Annotated in this window: 20 protein-coding genes; 8 read left to right on the top strand and 12 right to left on the bottom strand. The window is 63.7% G+C overall.

Features of this window, described 5'->3' with window-relative positions; all coding sequences use genetic code 11:
• Window positions 1–216: 216 nt before the first annotated feature.
• The 5 genes from FF80_RS15920 to cyoA all read right to left on the bottom strand — a co-directional run bounded on the left by FF80_RS15920 (window position 217) and on the right by cyoA (window position 5,321).
• Window positions 217–960: an SURF1 family protein gene (locus tag FF80_RS15920; RefSeq protein ID WP_035102307.1), complete on the bottom strand. Its 744-nt coding sequence runs from the start codon at window positions 958–960 to the stop codon at window positions 217–219.
• A 132-nt stretch (window positions 961–1,092) separates the two neighbouring features.
• Window positions 1,093–1,500 (bottom strand): cytochrome o ubiquinol oxidase subunit IV, encoded by a 408-nt coding sequence (gene cyoD / locus FF80_RS15915; RefSeq protein WP_035102305.1) that lies wholly within the window; start codon window positions 1,498–1,500, stop codon window positions 1,093–1,095.
• Complete coding sequence (gene cyoC, locus FF80_RS15910; protein WP_035102304.1) at window positions 1,497–2,126, bottom strand: cytochrome o ubiquinol oxidase subunit III; 630 nt, start codon at window positions 2,124–2,126, stop codon at window positions 1,497–1,499. Before cyoC ends, cyoD begins: the two co-directional genes overlap by 4 nt.
• Window position 2,127: 1 nt before the next feature.
• Window positions 2,128–4,125 (bottom strand): cytochrome o ubiquinol oxidase subunit I, encoded by a 1,998-nt coding sequence (gene cyoB, locus FF80_RS15905; protein ID WP_035102301.1) that lies wholly within the window; start codon window positions 4,123–4,125, stop codon window positions 2,128–2,130.
• On the bottom strand, window positions 4,122–5,321 hold the full coding sequence (gene cyoA, locus FF80_RS15900; RefSeq protein ID WP_035102299.1) for a ubiquinol oxidase subunit II: 1,200 nt from the start codon (window positions 5,319–5,321) through the stop codon (window positions 4,122–4,124). The genes cyoB and cyoA overlap by 4 nt, the downstream gene beginning before the upstream one ends.
• 205 nt (window positions 5,322–5,526) lie before the next feature.
• Between cyoA and FF80_RS15895 the strand changes: the two genes are divergently transcribed.
• Entirely contained in the window at window positions 5,527–6,855 is a 1,329-nt protein-coding gene (locus FF80_RS15895) for an MFS transporter (protein WP_035102298.1), read from the top strand.
• A 6-nt stretch (window positions 6,856–6,861) separates the two neighbouring features.
• On the opposite strand, the gene FF80_RS15890 is transcribed toward FF80_RS15895, so the two are convergent.
• Together FF80_RS15890 and FF80_RS15885 are read right to left on the bottom strand one after the other, a co-directional pair.
• Entirely contained in the window at window positions 6,862–7,368 is a 507-nt protein-coding gene (locus tag FF80_RS15890; protein WP_035102297.1) for a cupin domain-containing protein, read from the bottom strand.
• Window positions 7,369–7,404: 36 nt separating this feature from the next.
• Complete coding sequence (locus FF80_RS15885) at window positions 7,405–8,064, bottom strand: DUF6766 family protein (RefSeq protein WP_035102402.1); 660 nt, start codon at window positions 8,062–8,064, stop codon at window positions 7,405–7,407.
• A 184-nt stretch (window positions 8,065–8,248) separates the two neighbouring features.
• On the opposite strand from FF80_RS15885, the gene FF80_RS15880 reads away from it, so the two are divergent.
• Window positions 8,249–8,599 (top strand): hypothetical protein, encoded by a 351-nt coding sequence (locus FF80_RS15880; RefSeq protein WP_035102296.1) that lies wholly within the window; start codon window positions 8,249–8,251, stop codon window positions 8,597–8,599.
• Between the two features lie 13 nt (window positions 8,600–8,612).
• On the opposite strand, the gene FF80_RS15875 is transcribed toward FF80_RS15880, so the two are convergent.
• Genes FF80_RS15875 through FF80_RS15860 form a run of 4 tightly spaced genes read right to left on the bottom strand, consistent with a single transcriptional unit; the run spans window position 8,613 to window position 12,790 of the window.
• A complete protein-coding gene (locus tag FF80_RS15875) occupies window positions 8,613–9,752 on the bottom strand; it encodes an iron-containing alcohol dehydrogenase (protein WP_035102295.1) in 1,140 nt (379 codons plus the stop codon).
• Window positions 9,745–10,677 (bottom strand): dihydrodipicolinate synthase family protein, encoded by a 933-nt coding sequence (locus FF80_RS15870; RefSeq protein WP_035102294.1) that lies wholly within the window; start codon window positions 10,675–10,677, stop codon window positions 9,745–9,747. Before FF80_RS15870 ends, FF80_RS15875 begins: the two co-directional genes overlap by 8 nt.
• The gene (gene pdxA, locus FF80_RS15865; protein ID WP_035102293.1) at window positions 10,674–11,621 is read right to left on the bottom strand and encodes a 4-hydroxythreonine-4-phosphate dehydrogenase PdxA; all 948 of its coding nucleotides are present in this window, start codon (window positions 11,619–11,621) and stop codon (window positions 10,674–10,676) included. Before pdxA ends, FF80_RS15870 begins: the two co-directional genes overlap by 4 nt.
• A complete protein-coding gene (locus FF80_RS15860; protein ID WP_035102292.1) occupies window positions 11,618–12,790 on the bottom strand; it encodes an exo-alpha-sialidase in 1,173 nt (390 codons plus the stop codon). The genes pdxA and FF80_RS15860 overlap by 4 nt, the downstream gene beginning before the upstream one ends.
• Window positions 12,791–13,147: 357 nt before the next feature.
• Here FF80_RS15860 and FF80_RS15855 point away from each other — a divergent pair, with 357 nt between their 5' ends.
• The 6 genes from FF80_RS15855 to FF80_RS15830 all read left to right on the top strand — a co-directional run bounded on the left by FF80_RS15855 (window position 13,148) and on the right by FF80_RS15830 (window position 19,867).
• Complete coding sequence (locus tag FF80_RS15855) at window positions 13,148–14,593, top strand: ABC transporter substrate-binding protein (protein ID WP_052153659.1); 1,446 nt, start codon at window positions 13,148–13,150, stop codon at window positions 14,591–14,593.
• Between the two features lie 77 nt (window positions 14,594–14,670).
• Window positions 14,671–15,585 carry an ABC transporter permease gene (locus FF80_RS15850; RefSeq protein ID WP_035102291.1) on the top strand — a complete coding sequence of 305 codons (915 nt, stop codon included), beginning with the start codon at window positions 14,671–14,673 and terminating at the stop codon, window positions 15,583–15,585.
• 11 nt (window positions 15,586–15,596) lie between these two features.
• The gene (locus FF80_RS15845) at window positions 15,597–16,520 is read left to right on the top strand and encodes an ABC transporter permease (protein ID WP_035102289.1); all 924 of its coding nucleotides are present in this window, start codon (window positions 15,597–15,599) and stop codon (window positions 16,518–16,520) included.
• A complete protein-coding gene (locus FF80_RS15840) occupies window positions 16,513–18,129 on the top strand; it encodes an ABC transporter ATP-binding protein (RefSeq protein ID WP_035102287.1) in 1,617 nt (538 codons plus the stop codon). The genes FF80_RS15845 and FF80_RS15840 overlap by 8 nt, the downstream gene beginning before the upstream one ends.
• The gene (locus FF80_RS15835; RefSeq protein ID WP_035102285.1) at window positions 18,126–19,148 is read left to right on the top strand and encodes a four-carbon acid sugar kinase family protein; all 1,023 of its coding nucleotides are present in this window, start codon (window positions 18,126–18,128) and stop codon (window positions 19,146–19,148) included. The genes FF80_RS15840 and FF80_RS15835 overlap by 4 nt, the downstream gene beginning before the upstream one ends.
• Before the next feature lie 11 nt (window positions 19,149–19,159).
• Window positions 19,160–19,867 (top strand): FadR/GntR family transcriptional regulator, encoded by a 708-nt coding sequence (locus tag FF80_RS15830; RefSeq protein ID WP_152558403.1) that lies wholly within the window; start codon window positions 19,160–19,162, stop codon window positions 19,865–19,867.
• 28 nt (window positions 19,868–19,895) lie between these two features.
• Here the strand turns inward: FF80_RS15830 and FF80_RS15825 are convergent, their stop codons facing one another.
• Window positions 19,896–20,672, bottom strand: a complete 777-nt coding sequence (locus FF80_RS15825; RefSeq protein WP_035102281.1) for an SDR family oxidoreductase — start codon at window positions 20,670–20,672, stop codon at window positions 19,896–19,898.
• Window positions 20,673–20,742: the final 70 nt, after the last annotated feature.

Raw genomic sequence — 20,742 nt, 5'->3', positions numbered from 1 at the left:
ATTGGGGCATCCCTCCACCCTCCCTTCCCTCCCCATCAAGGGGAGGGTGACATCGCGTATTTGGCAGCATGTTGCCACTTCCACGGGAGGGCATCGGTGGATCGGGGCTCTCGTTACCCCCTCCTAGCCTCCCCCTGACAGGGGGCGGGACCGCCTTGTGGTTGGGGCTTGATCGAGCTCCAAGAATGGAGAAATCCCTCCCCCTATAGGGGGAGGTTAGGTGGGGGTACTCCGGTCTCGCCGCGCATTCCGATCCCACAGCAGATAGCCAAATGCCGCAATCAGCATGGCGCTGAGGGCAAACCAGGTCAGGGCGTAGATCAGGTGGTTGTTGGAGAAGGTGAGTACGGTGAGGCCGCCGATGGGATAGGCCGCCGGGTCCGTTCCTCGCTCTGCGTCGAGGAAGAACGGGGCGGTGGGGCCGAGGTTTTTCGCTGCGGCAATCGCCGCTACGTCGCGGGAATACCAGCGGTCATTGGCGGGATCGTTGCCGCGCAGGAATGCGCCATCCGGTTCGCTGACGCGCAGCAGGCCGGTGACCGTCACCTGCCCTTCGGGCGCTTTCCGCGTGGCGGGATCGCGGTGGTCGGGGGGGACGAAGCCGCGATTGACCAATATTGTTCCGGCATCGCTCACCAATGGCGTCAGCACCCAGAAGCCGCCGCCATGGGCGGTGACGGCCTGGACCAGGGTTTCTCTTATATTGTCGAAATGGCCGGTGACGCTGGCGTGGCGGTATTCGCCGGTGCCGGGATCAAAGCTGGTCCAGAAGGCGGGGCTACCGGCGTCGATGGGGGCGGCGTGGACTCGGGTATCGACGGCGGCGATCAGGGCGGTTTTCCAGGCCAGCCGCTCCAGCTGCCAGACGCCAAGGGCGGCAAAGCCGATTGCGCCCAGCAAGGCGATAGTGCCGATGATCATGAGCGCCCAGGGTGAGCGCACTTGGCTCGGAGTTGTCATGAAATCACCGGGTCATTCCCGCGCAAGCGGGAACCTCTGTTTGCCTGGCGGAAATCCCGAAACGGAGGTTCCCGCTTGCGCGGGAATGACATTGTGGGTGGGGACGCCATGGGGCCAAAATCCCACTTTGGCCTACATCAAAGTGGCCGGGTCCATGGTGTGGCCGGGCATCATATTGGTGTTGAGGTGGTACATGACCCAGAGGGAGCCCGAGAGCGCGATGACCACGACGATGATGGTGAAGATCGCCGCCATCATGGTCCAGCCGCCTTCCGAGCGGGTGTTCATGTGCAGGAAATAGATCATGTGCACCAGGATCTGCGCCACCCCGAAGGCCATGATGACCAGGGTGGTGATCATGGAATCCTCGATGACATTGCCCATGACCAGCCAGAACGGAATGGCGGTGAGAATGACCGAGAGGACAAAGCCGGTGAGGTAGCTTTTGCGCGTGCCATGGCTGTGGCCGTCGCCCGTCACGCCCGGATTGGGGTGGGCGTGAGCGGCCTGGGCCGGGGTGACGTGATCATTTGTGCTCATCGCAGCATCCCCATGAGATAGACGACAGTGAAGACGCCGATCCAGATGACGTCGAGGAAGTGCCAGAACATGGAGAGGCACTGCACCCGGACCTGATTGGCCGGGACGAGCCCCCGCTGGCCGATCTGGATCATCAGCGTCAACAACCAGATGATGCCGAAGGTGACGTGCAGCGCATGGGTGCCCACCAAAACGAAGAAGGAAGAGAGGAAGGCGCTGCGCTGTGGCACGGCGCCTTCATGGATCATGTGGTAGAATTCGTAGAGGGTGAGCCCGAGGAACACCGCACCCAAAAGGCCGGTAATGGCCAGCCAGAGCTGGGTGGTGCCCTGCTTGTCCTGCTCCATTTCCAGCATGGCAAAGCCATAGGTGATGGAGGAGAGGAGGAGCGCGGTGGTGCTGACCGCAACCAATGGCAGGTTGAACAGATCGGCCGGGGACGGACCAGCCGCGAAATTGCCGCCCAGCACGCCATAGATGGCGAACAGGGTGGCAAAGATCAGACAATCGCTCATCAGATAGAGCCAGAAGCCCAGCGTGGTGGAGGCATGGGCGGGGTGTTCATGCGGATCGAGATCGTAGAAGGCGATGGCTTCGCCCTCGGCGGTTTGAGGCTTGGTGCTCATGTTACTTCCCTGCCCCCAGCAATTGTGTGCGGGCGGTTTCGGTGGCAACGACATCCTCGGCCGGGATGTAGAAATCGCGGTCATAATTGAAGGTGTGGAAGATCGCGACCGCCAGAATGGCGACAAAGCTCAGCACGGCCAGCCACCACATATACCAGATCAGCGCGAAGCCCAGCGCCACGCTGAGGCCCGCCAGCACGATGCCGGCCCAGGTATTGCGCGGCATGTGGATGGCGCGGAAGCCTTCCACGGGGCGCTGTGCATTGCGCTTTTTCATATCGGCCCAGGCGTCATTATCGTGGATCACCGGGGTGAAGGCGAAATTGTAGGAAGGGGGCGGCGAGGAGGTCGCCCATTCGAGCGTGCGCGCATCCCAGGGATCGCCCGTCGTATCCCAATCCTTGTTTTTGCCCAGGATGGAGACGGCGAACTGGATGATCATGGCGGCAATGCCCAAGGCGATGACGGCGGCGCCGATGCCGGCAATGATGAACCAGATCTGCAGCGATGGATCGTCGAACGTGCGGAGGCGTCTTGTGACGCCCATCAGGCCCAGCACATAGAGCGGGGCGAAGGCGAGCCAGAAGCCCACGATCCAGAACCAGAAGCTGAGCTTGCCCCAGAACTGGTTGAGCTTGTAGCCAAAGGCCTTGGGCCACCAGTAATTGATGCCGGCAAAAATGCCGAACAGCACGCCGCCAATGATCACATTGTGGAAGTGGGCGACGAGGAACAGGGAATTGTGCAGCACGAAATCGGCGGGGGGGACGGCCAGCAGCACGCCGGTCATGCCGCCAATGGTGAAGGTGATCATGAAGGCGATGAGCCACATCATGGGCAATTCGAACCTGATGCGGCCCTTATACATGGTGAAGAGCCAGTTGAAGATCTTCGCCCCCGTGGGGATGGAGATGATCATGGTGGTAATGCCGAAGAAGGAATTGACGCTCGCCCCCGACCCCATGGTGAAGAAGTGGTGCAGCCAGACGAGGTAAGACAGGATGGTGATGACCACCGTGGCATAGACCATGGAGGTATAGCCAAACAGGCGCTTGCCCGAGAAGGTCGAGGCGACTTCCGAGAAAATGCCGAAACAGGGCAGGATGAGGATGTAAACCTCGGGGTGACCCCAGATCCAGATGAGGTTCACATACATCATCGGATTGCCGCCGAAGTCATTGGTGAAGAAATTGGTGCCGACGTAGCGGTCGAGCGCCAATAGGGTCAGCACCGCCGTCAGCACCGGGAAGGAGGCAACGATCAGCACATTGGTGCAGAGCGAGGTCCAGGTGAAGACGGGCATTTTCATCATGCCCATGCCGGGGGCGCGCATCTTGACGATGGTGGCGATGAGATTGACGCCGGACAGGGTCGTGCCGACGCCGGCCACCTGCAAGCCCCAGATGTAATAATCCACCCCCGAGGCCGGGCTATATTCGATGCCCGAAAGCGGGGGATAGGCGAGCCAGCCGGTCTGGGCGAATTCCCCGACGAACAGGCTCATCATGATCAGCACGGCGCCGCCGGCGGTCATCCAGAAGGAGAAATTGTTGAGGAAGGGGAAGCTGACATCGCGCGCCCCGATCTGGAGCGGCACGACATAATTCATGAACCCGGTGATCAGCGGCATGGCCACGAAGAAGATCATGATCACGCCATGGGCGGTGAAGACCTGATCGTAATGGTGGGCGTTCAGATACCCTTCGGAGCCGCCAAAGGCCATGGCCTGTTGCAGGCGCATCATGATGGCGTCGGAAAAGCCGCGCAGCAGCATGACCAGGCCCAGCACCATATACATGATACCGATCTTCTTGTGATCGACGCTGGTGAACCATTCGGTCCACAGATACTTCCAGAGCTTGAAATAGGTCAGCGCGGCGACCAGGGCCAGGCCGCCCAAAGCCACCACGATGAAGGTAACGACCAGGATGGGTTCGTGCAGCGGCAGGGCTTCCCAGGTCAGGCGGCCGAAAATGAAGGTCCAAAATTGATTGTTCATAGTGTGCTCGCCGCACTGGTGGTTGCAAGAGATGCGGTCTGGCCGGCCAGCCAGGACATGGCGGCCGCTGCGGCCGGCGATTGCAGCAAGGAGGGGGGAGAAAGGCCGACGCCGGTGACCATGGCCGGCTTGGGTGCGGAGAGCGCGGGCAGCTTGGCCGTCATGGCGATGGCTTCATCGACCGAGCATAGCGCGGCGACATAGGTTTTTTGCGGGCCCAGCGCGGAGCGATTGCGCGTGCCGCCGCCATAGAGCGCGGGGGCGATATTGTCGACACCGGCGAGACCCAGGCCGCCGCGATCGTCGATCGACATCATCTCGCTCATGCACATCTTGTCGAGCTCGACGCACATATTGACGATGGCGGTATAGAGCCCGTTCTCGACGCCGGCGAAGTGGGTGACGGGGACGCGTTCGGTGGGTTTTTCGAGTTCGAGATAGAGCTTGCGATCGAGCTGGGCATCGGCGCCGCGCACATCGGTGACCCATTGGTCGAACCCGGCAGTGTCGGTGCCGCGGAATTCGAAATGCATGCCGGAAAAGCCGTGGCCGCTATAATTGGCGGAAAAGCCCTTGTAGCTGCCGGGCTGGTTGACCACGGCATGGAGGCGCGTCTGCATGCCGGGCATGGCGTAGATCTGGCCGGCCAGAGCGGGGATATAGAAGGAATTCATCACCGTGGAGGAGGTCAGCGTGAAGCTGATCGGGCGATCGACGGGGGCGACCAGTTCGTTGACGCTGGCGATATTGTATTGGGGGTAGATGAACAGCCATTTCCAATCGAGCGCCACGACTTCCACCTCGAGCGGGGTCATGTCGGCGGTAACCGGCTGGCCGGGGGCGATGCGGCCCAATTGGCGGTAGGGGTCAAGCAAATGGGTGCCCACCCAGGTGACGGCCCCCAGGCAGATGATGATGGCGAGCGGAGCGGCCCAGATCACCAGTTCGAGATGGGTCGAGTGGTCCCAATCGGGCTGGTAATCGGCATGCTCATTGCCCTGGCGGTATTTGCGGGCAAAGATCACCACCAGCGCCAGCACCGGAATGATGATCAGCAGCATCAGGAAGGTGGCGATCAGGATCAGGTCGCGCTGCTGGGCGGCGATATCGCCGGCGGGGGCGAGGACCACCGCATTGCAGCCCGCGAGCATGGCGGCGAGGGGAAACAGGAGGGCGAGTTTGATCAGACGAGACACTTGGGCGTTCCTCGATGAGGTTTCGCAATCTTCGTCGCCCTATGCCTCTCCCAGCGGAAACGCCATCGGGCATTTTGTCCACTCCCGTTCCGGAGTAGAATAGGGCAAGGGAGAGCTTAACCGTATTGCATAGCGCCGCAAAGAGCCCTGCTCGAAACGGCCGCAAGTTCGACAAAACGCCAATCAAATCAAGGCAGTGAACCAGATGGCCGCTTCGTCCTCAACCATCCCGGAAACGAGCGCCGAGCACGATGCCCGCGTCACCAATGCCCATCGCCGACCGGTTCATGCTGGGGAAATCGCGGTCGGTGTGATCATCGGTCGCACCTCCGAATTCTTCGATTTCTTCGTCTATGCCATCGCTTCGGTGCTGGTGTTTCCCGCAGTGGTGTTTCCCTATGTGGACCCGCTGACCGGCACGATCCTGTCCTTTGCGGTGTTCGCTTTGGCCTTTGTCGCCCGCCCGATCGGCACGGTGATCTTTTCGGCGGTGGACCGCAATTACGGGCGCGGGGTCAAGCTCACCATCGCGCTGTTCCTGCTCGGCATCTCCACGGTGGCCGTAGCCTTCCTGCCCAGCGACAGCCAGGTGGGGGCCTTTTCGGTGGCCATCCTGATGCTGTTCCGTTTCGGGCAGGGTATTGCGCTGGCCGGCACCTGGGATGGGCTGGCTTCGCTGCTGGCGCTCAATGCGCCGCCCAATCGGCGCGGCTGGTATGCCATGGTGCCGCAATTGGGCGCCCCGATCGGGTTGATCGTCGCCTCGGCGCTGTTTGCCTTCCTCGTCAGCTCGATTTCGGCCGAGGACTTCTTGGCCTGGGGCTGGCGCTATCCGTTCTTCGTGGCCTTCGCCATCAATGTGGTGGCTTTGTTCGCGCGGCTGCGCATCGTGGTGACGCCCGAATATACGGGCCTGTTCGAAAGCGGCGAACTGGAGCCGACGCGCATCCGCGACACGGTGCGCAGCGAGGGCCGCAATATCGTGATCGGCGCCTTTGCGCCATTGGCCAGCTTTGCCCTGTTCCACATGGTCACGGTGTTTCCGCTGTCCTGGGTGTTTCTCTATACCGACGAATTGCCGGCGCGGTTCCTGGTCATTGAGGCCGCTTCAGCCGTGGTGGGACTGGGCGCGGTGGTGCTGTCTGGCGCCCTGGCCGACCGGGTGGGGCGGCGCTGGCTGCTGGGCGCTTCGGCGGTCGGCATTGCCATCTATAGCGTCTTCGCGCCGCTGCTGCTGGGCGCGGGGGACATGGGCGAGATCATCTATATGGTGGTGGGCTTTATCCTCTTGGGTCTCTCCTTCGGGCAATCCTCGGGCGTCGTCGCGTCCAATTTCACCAAGCTCTACCGCTATACCAGCTCGGCACTGACCTCGGACCTGGCCTGGCTGTTCGGTGCCGGCTTTGCCCCGCTGGTGGCGCTAGCGCTATCGAGCCAGTTCGGACTGATTTCCTCGGGGGCCTATCTGCTGTCGGGGGCGATCTGCACGCTGATCGCGCTGGGGCTGAACCGGCAATTGGCGGGGCAGAACTAGGGCGCCTCAGGAATTGTCCGCGTCGTCGATGTCCTCTCCCTCCCAATAGCCGAGCGGCGTCAGCCTGCCGCCTTCCTTGAAGGTGCCATCATAACGGTGGAACCCCGACAGACCGACATCAACTCGGACGCGGCCGCTGTCTGGATATTCGATCACTTCGGCATTGGTATTGTTTGACAGCGCCAGATAGCGCAGGGGCTCGCTGCCAGTATTGATGAGCTGATGGGCCGCCCCGGCAGCCGGAGCCCCCAGGCAATCGCCTTCCCATATGGGAAGGCGTTCATCGCCGAAGCGGTATATGCCCTCCCCTGAGAGAATGAAGAACATCTCATCGGAGGTGTGGTGGCGATGGAAAGGCATGGAGGTCTTGCCGGGCGGAACGACGAGATAGTTCGCGCCGAGGGCCTTGAGACCGAGGAGTGTCCCAATTTCTGCGAACTCGTTAGCAAAGCGAGCGCCAATGGTGTCGGGTTTGAGGGACAGCTTGGCAAGGTTGACGACGACGTCAGTCATAAGCGCGACTCCTTTGGGGCCACCAAGTCAACCGCATTAATGCCCGGTCTTGGTGTGCGGCGCGGCGACGGGTTTGGATTCGGGGGAGCCGCGTTGGCGCAGCCAGACCGAGAGCAGCACCAGTACGGCAGTGGACAGGAATTCGGACTGCCAGTTCTGGAAGGATTCGAACCATAATTGGGGATCGGCCAGATATTGCCAGGCGGTTTGGGCGGCCTCGCCATGCAGCAAGGCCTCTTGATTGGCGGCAGCGGTGCTTTGCAGCCAGTGCAGCAGGAAGGAGAGGATGAACAGGGCCAGCAGCGCCAGGCCGAGCGACTGGGAGTAAAGCGCGCTCCAGACCCCGCCGGCGCGCACGGGCCAGGGTGCCTCGGGGTCACTGCGTTTGCTGGCCGGGTCCGCGTCTTCGGGATTGGACTTGTCGGGATCCTTGGATTCGGAGGAGCCGCGCTGGAACAGCATGACCGTCATCAGCACATAGGCCGACATCTGCAGGAATTCGCTCTCCCAGTTTTCAAATAGCGGGGAAAGAAAGGCCGGGCTGATGAAATAGGCAAAGAGCCCGATATCGGGCACGTCATGGCGGGCCAACTGCGCATTGTGGTCGAACCAGCCAGCGATCAGCATGCCCAAAGCGCTGAGCAGGAATACGGCGAGCAGGGCCAGTGAGAGCCCGTTATCGCGGACAAAGCGCATCATTCCAATCCTTTGCGGCGCAGCCAAGTAGCTGATCAACGCCGGCCTGGTGGCGCGGTTCCGCCTGCGCGACCGAGGACGGCACGATCGATTCGCCTCATGCATGACGCGACCGATTGCCGGAGGGCCTATGAGGCCGGTAAGCTCAAGCTGAACCGCGGGTAAGCGCGGCTGGGGAGGCCAGATGAGCGAATATTCGGGCACCGTTTATTCCCTCAGGATCGTGGCGGCGATCCTGATCGTGACGCTGGCCTGGGACGCACTGGACCCATGGGCCGGCCCGTCGCCGTTTTTCGTGCTGGCCTCCTATTTCCTGTTGGGATTCGTCTGCGCCGCGGCGTTTCCCGGCCAGGTCTGGTTTGGCATCGCCGTGGCAGTGGCGGCGGCCATCGGCTTTGAAGTGCTGCAATCGCTGGTGCCGGTCCGCGATGTGCGCGGCATCGAGCTGATCGGCAAATGGCTCAGCGCTTCGGGCGGGGTGATCCTCGAACTCGTTCTGGTGCTGGTGCGGGACATGCGGCAGCGCGAACGCTGAACGCCGCCGGGCGTCAGCTCATGGCGGCACGGTATATGTGCAGGACGTCGTCCACGGCCATGGCACGGGGATTGTTGTCCATCAACCGGCGGATGGCATGGGCCTCCGCTGCCCATTCGGGCAGCGCCTCCGGTGCCGCGCCATGGCGGGACAGCTGCATTTCGATGCCCAGCTGGCGGCAGAAATCCATCGCGGCGGCGAGGATTGCCTGGGTGCCGTCAGCCGGTGGTAGACCGAGCAGCCGGCAGATTTCGGCGGTCTTGTCGGGACGGGCTGGGGCATTGAAGGCCAGCACGTGTGGGAAGATGATGGCATTGGCCAGGCCATGGGGCAGCTTGAGGCGGGTGCCCAGCGGATAGGCCAGGGCGTGGCCGGACGCGGTATTGACCGGCCCCAGGCAGACGCCGCCATAATAGGAAGCGAGCATCATGCCGGCGCGGGCTTCGGTATCGGCGCCATCGGCCACGGCGCGGGCGAGATAACGGCCGACCAGCGCGATGCCAAGGGTGGCATAGCCATCGATCAGCGGATGGGCCTTGATATTGGTGAAAGCCTCGACGCAATGGGCCAGTGCATCGACGCCGGTGGCGGCGGTGACGGCGGGCGGCACGGAATAGGTCAGCTCGGGATCGAGAATGGCGATATCGGCCAGCATGAACGGGCTTTCGACCGCGAGCTTGGCCAGGGTCTGGGGATGCGTGACCAGCGCGCGGATGCCGGCTTCCGAACCCGTGCCGGAGGTGGTGGGCACCTGGGCCAGCGCGGTGCGGCGGCCATCGATCTTGCCGACGCCGACGACGTCAGGCACCGACCTGTCGCTGTCCCAGAGCACGGCAACGAGCTTGGCCACATCCATGACCGAGCCACCGCCCAGCCCGATGACCAGATCGGGCCGGAAGGCGCGGGCCGCGGCCAGCGCGGCTTCAACGGCCGGCAGGTCGGGTTCGGGCGGCAGGTCGATAAAGGTCTCGAGCGTGCCGGAAAGGCCGATGCGCCCGACAAAGCCGACCGTGGGCGCCATGGCCACGATGAAGACGCGGCGATAGGGGGCGGCCCAATCGGCGAGGTGCGCGACGGCGCCGGCGCCGATTTCGAGCCGGGCGGGCTGCAGCAGGGTGATCGGCCGGGCCATGGACAGGGTAAGTTCAGACATTGTCCTGCGCCTCGAGTTCGGCCATCTGGCTCCAGACCTTGTCGAGTTCGGCCGGGGCGAGTTCGACCAGCGGGGGACGCACACGCGTCCAGCCGGGGTGATTGCGGCGGCGGGCCAGCATGGCCTTGATGGTGGGCAATTGCACATAAGCGTTGGAGAGATCGCGCCAGGCGTTGATGCGCTCCTGCGCCTTGTCGACGCGGGCGGTCTCGGCCGGGTCGTGGCAATGGTCGAACACCACGCGCAGATGCTTGCCGATGAGATTGGAGCTGGAGGTGATGCAGCCCGCGCCACCCGAGCGCAGCAGCGGCAGCATGAAGGGATCGGCGCCCGCGAGCACCGAGAAATTGGCGAAGCTGGAGGCGAAGGCCTGCATGCTGTCGAGCTTGCCGGAGCTGTCCTTGATGCCGACCACAATGCCGGGAAAGGCTTCGAGCAGGCGGCCGACCAATTCCAGCGACAGCCCGACCTGGGCGATGGGCGGGATGTGATAGAGCACGACGCGCAGATCGTCGCGGCCGACGCCTTCGATGGCCTCGGCATAGAAGCGGAACAGGCCCTCGTCGCTGACGCCCTTGTAATAGAAGGGGGGCAGCACGACCGTGGCCTTCACCCCGGCCTCGACGGCATGGCGCATCAGGGTGACGGTATCGGCGACATTGGTCTGGGAGGTGCCGGGCAGCAGGCGCTGGGGATCGATACCGGCGGCGATGACCCGATCGAGCAGAGCCTGACGCTGGGCGATGCTGAAGGAATTGGCCTCGCCCGTGGTGCCGAGCAAGGCGACGCCGTCGCAACCATCCTGCAACAGGGCATGGCAATGGGCGGCGAAGGCTGTGTGATCGGGCGTGCCATCTTCCAGGATCGGGGTGGCCGAGGCGCAGAAGACGCCGCTAATGGGGAGATTGCTCGTCGGATTGGTCACTTGTTTCCCCCGGCCAGGCGGCGCGCATAGGCGATGGCTTCGTTCATATTGGTGTGGTTGGCCTTGCCGGTGCCGGCAATGTCGAAGGCGGTGCCGTGATCGACCGAGGTGCGGTCGATGGGCAGGCCCAGCGAGACATTGACGGCGGTATCGAAGGCCACGAGCTTGATCGGGATGTGCCCCTGATCGTGATATTGCGCGATCACCAGATCGAAGGCGCCGTTATAGGCGCGGTGATAGACGGTGTCGGCGGAGATGGGGCCCTTGACGTCGATGCCTTCGGCCTGCGCCATGGCGACAGCCGGCACGACTTGCACATCATCCTCGGTGCCGAACAGGCCGCTTTCCCCGCAATGGGGATTGATGCCGGCCACCGCGATGCGCGGCCTGGCGCAGCCAATGCGCTTGAGATGATCATTGCCGGCGCGGATGGTGGCAAGGATGCGCTCGGGGGTGGCGCGATCGATGGCGGTCTTGAGGGAGACGTGGGTGGAGACGTGGATGACCTTGAGGCGCTCGGAGGCCAGCAGCATGAAGGCCGATTTCTGCCCGGTCAGCGCCGCCAGCATGCCGGTATGGCCATCGTAGTGATGGCCGGCCAGGTTCAACGCCTCCTTGTTGATGGGCGCAGTGACGATACAGCCGATCGTGCCGGCCTGGGCGTCGCGCACGGCCTTTTCGATGAAGCGGAAGGCCGCGTCGCCGGCGCGGGGATCGAGCTTCCCCCAGGGCAGCGGGCCGCCCTCGATCGGCAGGTCCTCGACCAGGCCATCGAGGTCGATCGTGGCGCCGGTGGCGGCGACGGCAAGGTCCAGCGTGGCGCGATTGCCATAGATGCGGGTGCGGGCGCGGTCGGCAGGCGACATCTCCGCCAGGGCGCGGATCGCGATTTCGGGACCGACCCCGGCGGGGTCACCCATGGTAATGCCAATCAGCTCGCTCATGCTGCGTCTCCGTCGATCCAGCCCTTGGGGAGGCGGACATATTTGATGGCCCGCCGGAAATAGGTATAGGCGAGATGGATCGCGCCATCGCCGTCTTCCAGCAGATAGGGGTAGGATAGTTCCTTGTTGCGCCCGTCCACCGAATTGTTGGAGAGGCAGGTGCCAGCACTGTCATCGACGATGCGGCGCAGCGGGAAGGTGCGGCCGCCATCGGTGGAAACGCACAGGGTCATCGGCGCGCGGGGCACGCCCCAGATGGGGGCGCAGCCGCCGCTGGCGTCGGGGCGGTCATCGCCCTCCTCGATCTCGTCATAGAGCGAGGTGCGGCGGTCGCTGGAGGTCGCGGCCGAAACCGGATTGCACAGCATGGCGAGGCGCCCATCGCCGAGGCGAATGACGTTGATGGAGGAATTGTTGTTGGGCACATCGGTCGGCTCCGGCGCCGACCAGGTCACTCCGCCGTCGCGGCTTTCCGAGCGATGCACGAAATCGGACTGGCGGCGGCGATAGAAGGCGGCCATGTGCTCGCCATCGAGCGGCACGATGGTCATATGCACCGAACCGATCGAGCCGGGCACTTCGCTCAGCGTCCAGGTGGCGCCGTCGTCATGGCTTACCGCGACCCCAGCGGTGTCGTGGCTGCCGTTCCAGCGCTGGCCCGGGCGCGAAATGCAGCGGAAGACCGGCATCATCCAGGCGCCATCATTGCGCCGCACGAAACGGCCGCGCACGAAGGTGCCCAGGGGCAGATCGAGGATGCGCGGCACGCCGCCACTGAGTACGCCATCGGTCAGGGTAATCTGGCGCGCCCGCAACAGGCATTCGTCCTGGTTGCCGGAGGGCTGGGCGGTGTGGAACAGCTGCCAATGGCCCTGCCCGTCCCGCGTCAGCACCGGATTTTGTTCGCTGCGCTCGGGATCATCGCTCAGCCGCATCGGCGCCGACCAGCGATCGCTGCCGGGGGCCAGGGTGCAGCCGAAAATGGAAATGTCGGCCTTGCCCTCGAGCGTGCCGCCGAACCACAGGCAGACCAGGGTGCCATCGTCGAGGCGCTCGATGAAGGCGGCGTGATTCTGCACCATGGGCGAAGGCAGATAGGCCGCCTGCAGGCCTTGGCTGGCCGGCCCGATCTGCCCTGTCATGCGCACCGCGATCTCGTCTGGAGTCATGTCTCTCCCCGCCTCCTGGTTGCCGCAAACTTGCTGTCCTTCGCAATGTTGTCAAGTTATTATTCCAGCTTAACAACCCGGCCTTGCGCGGCAGAAAATCATATAATCTTTGTATTTCAATTATTTAGATTTCAGCGCGGGCATGCAGTTTCGTATTTCCTGATTTTTGTTTGACAACTATTGGTCAGCGCTAGATAGTGCCGGCCCACGGGTGGACGGCTATGCTGGCGCCCTGAGGAAACGGTGGGCGCTCCGCAGCGGCGCTCATGTCCGGCTCAGCTGCACAGGGAGGTAGAATTGATTTTCAAACAGATTCTGGTCGCCGGCTTGCTGGCTTCGGGCGCCATTGCCCCGGCCATGGCCCAATCCAATACCGACATTACCGTGGTGCTCAGCGAGGAACTCGACCTGGTCGATCCCTGCATGGCGACGCGCTCCAATATCGGCCGCGTCATCCTGCAGAATATCAGCGAGACGCTGACCGAGCTGGACGTGCGCGGCGACAAGGGCCTGATGCCCCGCCTGGCCGAAAGCTGGGAAGACAAGGGCGATGGCACCTGGCAGTTCAAGCTGCGCCCGGGCGTGACCTTCTCGGACGGCACCACGTTTGACGCCAATGACGTCAAGCATTCGTTCGACCGCGTCTTCTCAGATCAGATGACCTGCGAAAGCGCGCGCTATTTCGCCGATACGGAGCTGAGCTTTACCGTGGTCGACGACACCACGCTCGACGTCAAGGCCGAGCCGGCCCAGCCGATCCTGCCGCTGCTGATGAGCCTGGTCACCATCGTGCCGTCGGAAACGCCGATGGAATTCGTGCGCGACCCGATCGGGACCGGCCCCTATGCGATGAGCGAGTGGACCGCCGGCCAGCAGATCGTGCTGGATCGCCGCGACGATTACTGGGGCGACGCCCCGGCGGTGACCAAGGCCACTTACCTGTTCCGCTCCGAGCCTGCCGTTCGTGCCGGCATGGTTGCCGCGGGCGAAGCCGATATCGCGCCCCAGATCACGGCCGAAGTGGCCGATAACAAGGCCACCGATTTCAGCTATCTGAATTCGGAGACCGTCTATCTGCGGATCGATGGCCAGGATGCTCCGACGAGCGATCTTCGGGTTCGCCAGGCACTGAATGCCGCCATCGAGCGCGAAGCCTTTATCGGCACCGTATTGCCCGAGGGGACCGAACTGGCCGTGGCCATGGTGCCGCCGACCACTTTGGGCTGGAACCCCGACCTGTCACCCCCGGCCTTTGATCCTGAATTGGCCAAGACGCTGCTTGCTGAAGCCCAGGCCGATGGCATCGATACCAGCCTGCCGATCGAAATCGTGGCCCGTACCGAGAACTTCCCCAATGTGACCGAGGTCGCCGAGGCCCTGGTGCAGATGCTCAACGAAGTTGGCTTCAACGCCACGCTGCGCATGGTGGAAGTTGCCGAACACGAGCAGTATTATTCCAAGCCTTATCCCGAAAGCGAAGGCACCCGCCTGGTGCTGGCGCAGCACGACAATAGCCGTGGCGACCCGGCGTTCTCGATGTTCTTCAAATATAACAGCGAGGGCACCCAGTCGGGCGTCAACGACCCCAAGGTGGACGACCTGATCGCCCGCGCATCGGCCGCAACCGGGGACGAACGCGCGGCCCTGTGGTCGGAACTGTTCGCCTATGTCCATGACGAGATCGTCGCCGACGTCCTGCTGTTCCACATGGTTGGGCTCAGCCGCGTCAGCGAGCGTCTGGACTTCACCCCGACCATCGCGACCAATCAGCAGCTGCAGCTGTCCGAGATCGGCTTCAAGTAAGCCTGCCTCAGGTTCATAATCAGGCGATGCCGGGCTGGTCCCGGCATCGTGTCACTTGTCAAACCGGATTAGCGGCCATGACCAAATTGATCTCGCAGCGGGCCATTGCCAGCCTGTTGTCGCTCCTGGGCCTGCTGGTGCTGGTCTTTTTCCTGTCGCGCCTCACCGGTGATCCGGCCGCCCTGTTCCTGCCGATTGACGCCAGTGAGGAAATGAAGGCGCAGTTTCGCGCGCTGAACGGGCTCGACCTGCCGCTGCTTGAACAATTCGGCCGTTATGTGTGGGATTTCCTGCATCTGGATTTCGGGCAATCGCTGCGCAAGGCCCGCCCCGCCATCGAGGTGGTGCTGGAAGCCTATGCCTGGACGCTGCCGCTGGCACTGATCACCATGACGCTGGTGGTGATTGCCTCCATCGTGCTGGGCGCACTGGCCGCTTTCAATGTCGGCGGGTTTTTCGACCGGCTGGTGTCCATCGTTTCGCTGGTCGCCGCCTCGGCGCCCGATTTCTGGATCGCCATCGTCGCCATCGTCATCTTCGCGATCAATCTGAGCTGGCTGCCCACCTCCGGGGTGGGCACGCCCTGGCACTGGATATTGCCCATTGCGGTGCTGTTCATCCGCCCGTTCGGGCTGATCGTGCAGGTGGTGCGCGGCTCGATGCTGGGCGCCCTATCGGCGCCCTACGTCAAGACGGCCCGGGCCAAGGGCGTGCGCAACCTGCCGATCATTTTCGTGCATACGCTGCGCAATGCCATGCTGCCGGTGATCACCGTGATCGGCGACCAGGCCGCCGCCATGCTCAATGGGGCGGTGATCGTGGAGACGATTTTCGGCTTTCCCGGCATCGGCAAACTGATGATCGATTCCATCCTGCAGCGCGATTTCAATGTCGTGCTGGCCGCCATCATGGTCACCGCCATCGCCATTTTCCTCATGAACATCCTGATCGACATTGCCTATGGCCTGCTCGATCCGCGCATCCGGCATTGAGGAGCAAGGCCATGTCCGATCTGTCCACCGCCATCCCGCCTGCTCCCGCCAAGAGGCGCGCCGCGCCGCTGCTGGCCATGTTGTGGCGCGACAAGCTGGCCTTTGTGTCAGCCATCGTGCTTATCGTCATCGTGCTGTTCGCATTGCTGGGACCGGCGTTGCTGAGCGATCTGGCCACCAGCCAGAACCTGCGCGGCCGCAATAGCCCGCCCTTTGACCTGGCGCGAGGCTGGGCCTTTGTGCTGGGTGGGGATTCGCTGGGACGGCCCATGCTGGCCCGGCTGATCGTTGCTGCCCGCAGCACCATGCTGGTCGCCGCCGGCACGGTGCTCGCCGCCATGGCGGTGGGCGCGGTGCTGGGCCTGTTGGCCGGATATCTGGGCAAGCATGTGTCGCAGGCGATCATGCGACTGGCCGACGTCATCATGTCGTTTCCCTCGCTGCTGATCGCGGTGATCGTGCTCTATGTGCTGGGTCCCTCCATCCCCAATATGATCCTGGTGCTGGCGATTACCCGCATCCCGATCTATCTGCGCACCACGCGCGCCGAAGTGCTCGAAGTGCGCCAGCGCATGTTCGTGCAGGCGGCGGTGGTGATGGGGGCCTCCAATGGCCGCATCATCCTGCGCCATATCCTGCCGGTGGTGGCGCCAACGCTGGTGACGATTGCCACGCTGGATTTCGCCTTCGTCATGCTGGCCGAATCCTCGCTATCGTTCCTCGGTATCGGCATCCAGCCGCCCGACATTACCTGGGGCCTGATGGTTGCCCAGGGCCGCCCCTATCTGACGACTGCCTGGTGGCTGGCCTTCTGGCCAGGGCTGTTGATCGTCATCACCACGCTGTCGCTGAACCTGCTGTCCAACTGGATGCGCGTAGCGCTCGACCCGTCCCAGCGCTGGCGGCTGGAAGCCCGGAGCACCAAAGATGAGTAACGCCCTGCTTGAAGTGCGCAATCTATCGGTCGATTTCCACACCGCGCGCGGCACGGTGCATGCCGTGCGCGATGTGTCCTGGAGCATCAATCGCGGCGAGACGCTGGCCGTGCTGGGCGAAAGCGGCTCGGGTAAATCGGTCTCGGCTTCAGCGGTGATGAATATTCTCGATATTCCGCCGGCCCAGATCATTGCCGGGGAAATCTATTTCGAAGGCCAGAACCTGCTCGCCATGAGCAATGAGCAGCGCCGCGCCATCAATGGCAAGCGCATCGCCATGATCTTCCAGGACCCGCTGAGCCATCTCAACCCGGTCTATCCGGTGGGCTGGCAGATCGCCGAGATGATGACGGCGCATGGCCGCCCGATGAGCGAGGCGCGCGCCCGCACGCTCGACCTGTTGAACCGCGTGGGCATTCCCGAACCGCATAATGCGGTGGGCAAATATCCGCACCAATTCTCCGGCGGGCAGCGGCAGCGCCTGATGATCGCCATGGCGCTGGCGCTCAAGCCCGATATCCTGATTGCGGACGAGCCGACCACGGCGCTCGACGTAACCATCCAGGCCGATGTGCTGGCCTTGCTCAAGCAATTGCAGGCCGAGACCGGCATGGGCCTGGTGCTGATCACCCACGATCTGGGCGTCGTTGCCGAGATCGCCGACCGCGTGGTGGTGATGAGCCAGGGGCAAATCGTCGAGCAGGGCTCGGTGCGCGATGTGTATCACGCCCCCCAGCATGCCTATACGCAAAAGCTGATCGGGTCGGCGCCGGGCAAGGGGCAGATCAAGACGCTGGAGCCCGATCTGCCGTTGCTGCTCGAAGCCAAGGCCCTGTGCAAGACCTATGGCCGCTTCACCGCGCTCAAGGACGTGTCGCTGACCCTGGCGCGCGGGCAGAGCCTGGCCGTGGTGGGGGAGAGCGGTTCCGGCAAATCGACGCTGGCCCGCGCCATCCTGCGGCTCGAGACCGCCGATAGCGGGGCCGCATTCTGGAAGGGACAGGACCTGCTGGCCATGAGCCCCTCGGCCCTGCTGGGGGTGCGCCGGCAGATCCAGATGGTGTTCCAGGACCCGACCCAATCGCTCAATCCGCGCATGTCGGTGTATCAGCTGATTTCAGAAGGCTGGGACATTCACCGGCTGATGCCGGACCGCAACCAGCGGCAAATGCGGGTGCGCGAACTGCTCGAACAGGTGGGGCTCAGCGCCGAACATGCCAGCCGCTATCCGCACCAATTCTCGGGCGGGCAGCGCCAGCGCATCGCCATTGCCCGAGCATTGGCGCTCGAACCCGAACTGATCATCTGCGACGAAGCCGTGTCGGCGCTCGACGTATCCATCCAGGCGCAGGTGATCGCGCTGCTCGACGATTTGCGCGAGCGGCTGGGCATTTCGTTCCTGTTCATCGCCCATGACCTGGGCGTGGTGCGGGATTTTGCCGATACTGTCATCGTCATGAAGGCGGGCGAAATCGTCGAGCGGGGACCTACCGAGCAGATTTTCAGCGCCCCGAGCCATCCCTATACCCAGCGCCTGCTGGCGGCGGCGCTCGATCCGGACCCGGACGTGCAGGCGCAGCGCCGCTTGCTGGCCACGGCGCAGGCATGACGCGTCTCATCATCATTGCCGACGATCTGACGGGCGCGCTCGACGCCAGCGCGCCTTTCGCCATGCGGGGATTGTCGACGGTGATTGCGCTGGGTGCAGAGGGCCTGCCCGAGGCGCTGGCCGGCGGCGCCGAGATTGTCGGGGTGTCGACCGATAGCCGGGAGATTGCGCCGGAGGCGGCGCGGGCTGCTGTTGCCGATGTGGTGTCGCGCCTGCCGGGTGTGCCGGTTTTCAAGAAGATCGACTCCCGGCTCAAGGGCAATATTACTGCCGAGCTGGACGCCATTCCGCATGATCGCAGTCTCGTCGTCCCGGCTATTCCGGCCTTCGGGCGCTGGGTTCGCGAGGGGCGATTGGGCGGGTTCGGGCTGGATGAACCGGTTGATGTGGCGGCGCGGCTGGGGAAGCATGCGGCTAAGGCCAGCATTCCCGATGCGGCAAGCCAGCAGCAGATTGCGGCGGCGCTGCGAGCGCAAGAGCATGACCTGCTGGTCGGGGCGCGGGGGCTGGCGGAAGCGCTGGCCGAGCACTGGTCGGAGCGGGTCATGCCCGCGCCGCAGATGGCGTCTGATGGGCCGGTTATCTGCGTGATCGGCTCGACCGATCCGATCACCGTGGAACAGGCCGACGCCCTGCGCGAGCGCTATCCGGGGCTGGCCTATGTCGCGGCGCCGAACGGAATTGCCACGGAGCTGGTTAGCGGCCGGCTGACGCTGGTGCAGGCAGTTGAGGGTGCGGAGCCGGCGGCGTCCCCGGTGGTTGCGGCCAATCTGGCGCGGGTGCTGCAAGGGCTTGAGCCGGCAGCGGGGACGGCTTTGGTGCTGTCGGGGGGTGCCACAGCGCAGGCGATCCTTGCGGCGCTGGGTATCGGGCTGATTAGCCTGATCGGCGAGGCCCTGCCGGGGCTGCCTATTGCCCGGGCCGGCGGTTTCACGATAATCACCAAATCGGGGGGTTTTGGGGACAAGGACACGCTTGTCCGCCTCCTCGCGTCCCATGGCGGGCACGAATGGGAGTGACACAAACAGTGATGTCGGATGGTCTCAACGTAAGACGCAGCCTTTCTGACGCGGTCTTTGACCGGATCCTGCGGGCCATCAAATCGGGCGCCTATGGCGTGGATGAACGCTTGCCCACCGAACATACGCTGGCCGCCGAATTCCAGGTGTCCCGCCCCGTGGTGCGCGACGCGCTGCAACGGCTGCGCGACCAGGGCCTGATCTATTCGCGGCGCGGCGCGGGCAGCTTCGTGCGCGACCATGGCCTGCGCGAACCGCTGGGCTTCGGGCAGATGGAGAACCTGTCCGACCTGCAGCATTGCTATGATTTCCGCCTGACCATGGAGCCGGAAGCCGCCGCCATGGCCGCCCATCGCCGCACCGATCGCTCGCTGCAGGACATCAAATCGGCGCTCGATCTATTGCGTGACGCCACCAATAGGCAGGCGCACCGCGCCGATGCCGATTTCATGTTTCATCTGGGCATCGCCAAGGCTTCGGCCAATCCCTATTTCGCCACCGCCATGCAGGCGCTGGAAGAGCATATCGCGGTCGGCATGCGGTTTCACGGCATGTCGCTGCGCAGCACCAGTGATGGGCTGAACCATGTGTTCATCGAGCATAGGGCGATCTTTGAGGCGATCCGGCTGGGCGATGCCGAGGGCGCCCGCCAGATGATGAAGACCCACCTGACCGGCTCGCGCGATCGCCTGTTCGAGCCCCGCCAGGAGCGGGTATAGCTGGCGCCGGGGTGACGCCAGCCAGGGCTCAGGCGACTTTGCGGTAACGTTCGGCCGGGGTGCCGCTGATATTGGGGCCCATGCTGAGGCGGGCGGCCTCATAGGCCTGCCAAAGCGACAGATCGCCCAGCGGCGGGACGGTGACGGCTTCCTTGCGGTCGAAACCGACCAGGGCCGCATCGACTAGATCATCGACTTCCATGACATTGGGCAGGTTATCGACATCGACGCCCGAGCGGTTCCAGATCGCGGTGCGGGTGGCGGCGGGCACGACGGCCTGCACGTAAATACCCTTGGGGCCGACTTCAGCGGCCAGCCCCTGCGAGAAGGTCAGGATATAGGCCTTGGTGGCGGGATAGATGCCGGGGAAATATTCAGGCAGCAGGGCGGTGGCGGAACCGACATTGACGATGCTGCCATGGCCGCGCTCGATCATGCCGGCAACAGCGGCCGAGGCGAGCAGGGTCGGCGCGGTGATATTGAGCTGGATCAGCCAATCGAGATCGGCCGGCTGGGTGGTGGTGAAAGTGCCCGGCAGGCTATCGCCGGCGTTGTTGACGAGCAGGTCGATCGGGGCGCCGGAGCGGAGGCGATCAGCAATTCTGGCCAATTGGGTGGCGTCGGTAAGGTCTGCCGTCAGAATCTCGACTTTGACGCCATGGGCGCTGGTGAGTTCGGCTGCCAGCTGTTCGAGCTTGGCCGTGGTGCGCGCCACGATGGTCAAGTCATAGCCGCGGGCGGCGAGGCGGCGGGCATAGGTGGCGCCGATGCCGGCCGAAGCTCCGGTGATGAGTGCGGTGGACATGTGAGTACCTGTTGTAAACTGGGTTGATCGATGCCACATAGATGATGACCATCATCCTGATTGTCAAGAT

Origin of the sequence: Devosia sp. LC5, from assembly GCF_000735585.1 — a bacterium.
In the GTDB taxonomy this organism is placed as follows: domain Bacteria; phylum Pseudomonadota; class Alphaproteobacteria; order Rhizobiales; family Devosiaceae; genus Devosia.
This window is presented reverse-complemented; position numbering and strand designations above follow the sequence as displayed.

Bases quoted from the DNA above. Each gene is read 5' to 3' on its own strand.
- FF80_RS15920 (WP_035102307.1), bottom strand. From the start codon at position 960: ATGACAACTCCGAGCCAAGTGCGCTCACCCTGGGCGCTCATGATCATC.
- cyoD (WP_035102305.1), bottom strand. From the start codon at position 1,500: ATGAGCACAAATGATCACGTCACCCCGGCCCAGGCCGCTCACGCCCAC.
- cyoC (WP_035102304.1), bottom strand. From the start codon at position 2,126: ATGAGCACCAAGCCTCAAACCGCCGAGGGCGAAGCCATCGCCTTCTAC.
- cyoB (WP_035102301.1), bottom strand. From the start codon at position 4,125: ATGAACAATCAATTTTGGACCTTCATTTTCGGCCGCCTGACCTGGGAA.
- FF80_RS15895 (WP_035102298.1), top strand. From the start codon at position 5,527: ATGGCCGCTTCGTCCTCAACCATCCCGGAAACGAGCGCCGAGCACGAT.
- FF80_RS15890 (WP_035102297.1), bottom strand. From the start codon at position 7,368: ATGACTGACGTCGTCGTCAACCTTGCCAAGCTGTCCCTCAAACCCGAC.
- FF80_RS15885 (WP_035102402.1), bottom strand. From the start codon at position 8,064: ATGCGCTTTGTCCGCGATAACGGGCTCTCACTGGCCCTGCTCGCCGTA.
- FF80_RS15880 (WP_035102296.1), top strand. From the start codon at position 8,249: ATGAGCGAATATTCGGGCACCGTTTATTCCCTCAGGATCGTGGCGGCG.
- FF80_RS15875 (WP_035102295.1), bottom strand. From the start codon at position 9,752: ATGTCTGAACTTACCCTGTCCATGGCCCGGCCGATCACCCTGCTGCAG.
- pdxA (WP_035102293.1), bottom strand. From the start codon at position 11,621: ATGAGCGAGCTGATTGGCATTACCATGGGTGACCCCGCCGGGGTCGGT.
- FF80_RS15860 (WP_035102292.1), bottom strand. From the start codon at position 12,790: ATGACTCCAGACGAGATCGCGGTGCGCATGACAGGGCAGATCGGGCCG.
- FF80_RS15855 (WP_052153659.1), top strand. From the start codon at position 13,148: ATGGCCCAATCCAATACCGACATTACCGTGGTGCTCAGCGAGGAACTC.
- FF80_RS15850 (WP_035102291.1), top strand. From the start codon at position 14,671: ATGACCAAATTGATCTCGCAGCGGGCCATTGCCAGCCTGTTGTCGCTC.
- FF80_RS15845 (WP_035102289.1), top strand. From the start codon at position 15,597: ATGTCCGATCTGTCCACCGCCATCCCGCCTGCTCCCGCCAAGAGGCGC.
- FF80_RS15840 (WP_035102287.1), top strand. From the start codon at position 16,513: ATGAGTAACGCCCTGCTTGAAGTGCGCAATCTATCGGTCGATTTCCAC.
- FF80_RS15835 (WP_035102285.1), top strand. From the start codon at position 18,126: ATGACGCGTCTCATCATCATTGCCGACGATCTGACGGGCGCGCTCGAC.
- FF80_RS15830 (WP_152558403.1), top strand. From the start codon at position 19,160: ATGTCGGATGGTCTCAACGTAAGACGCAGCCTTTCTGACGCGGTCTTT.
- FF80_RS15825 (WP_035102281.1), bottom strand. From the start codon at position 20,672: ATGTCCACCGCACTCATCACCGGAGCTTCGGCCGGCATCGGCGCCACC.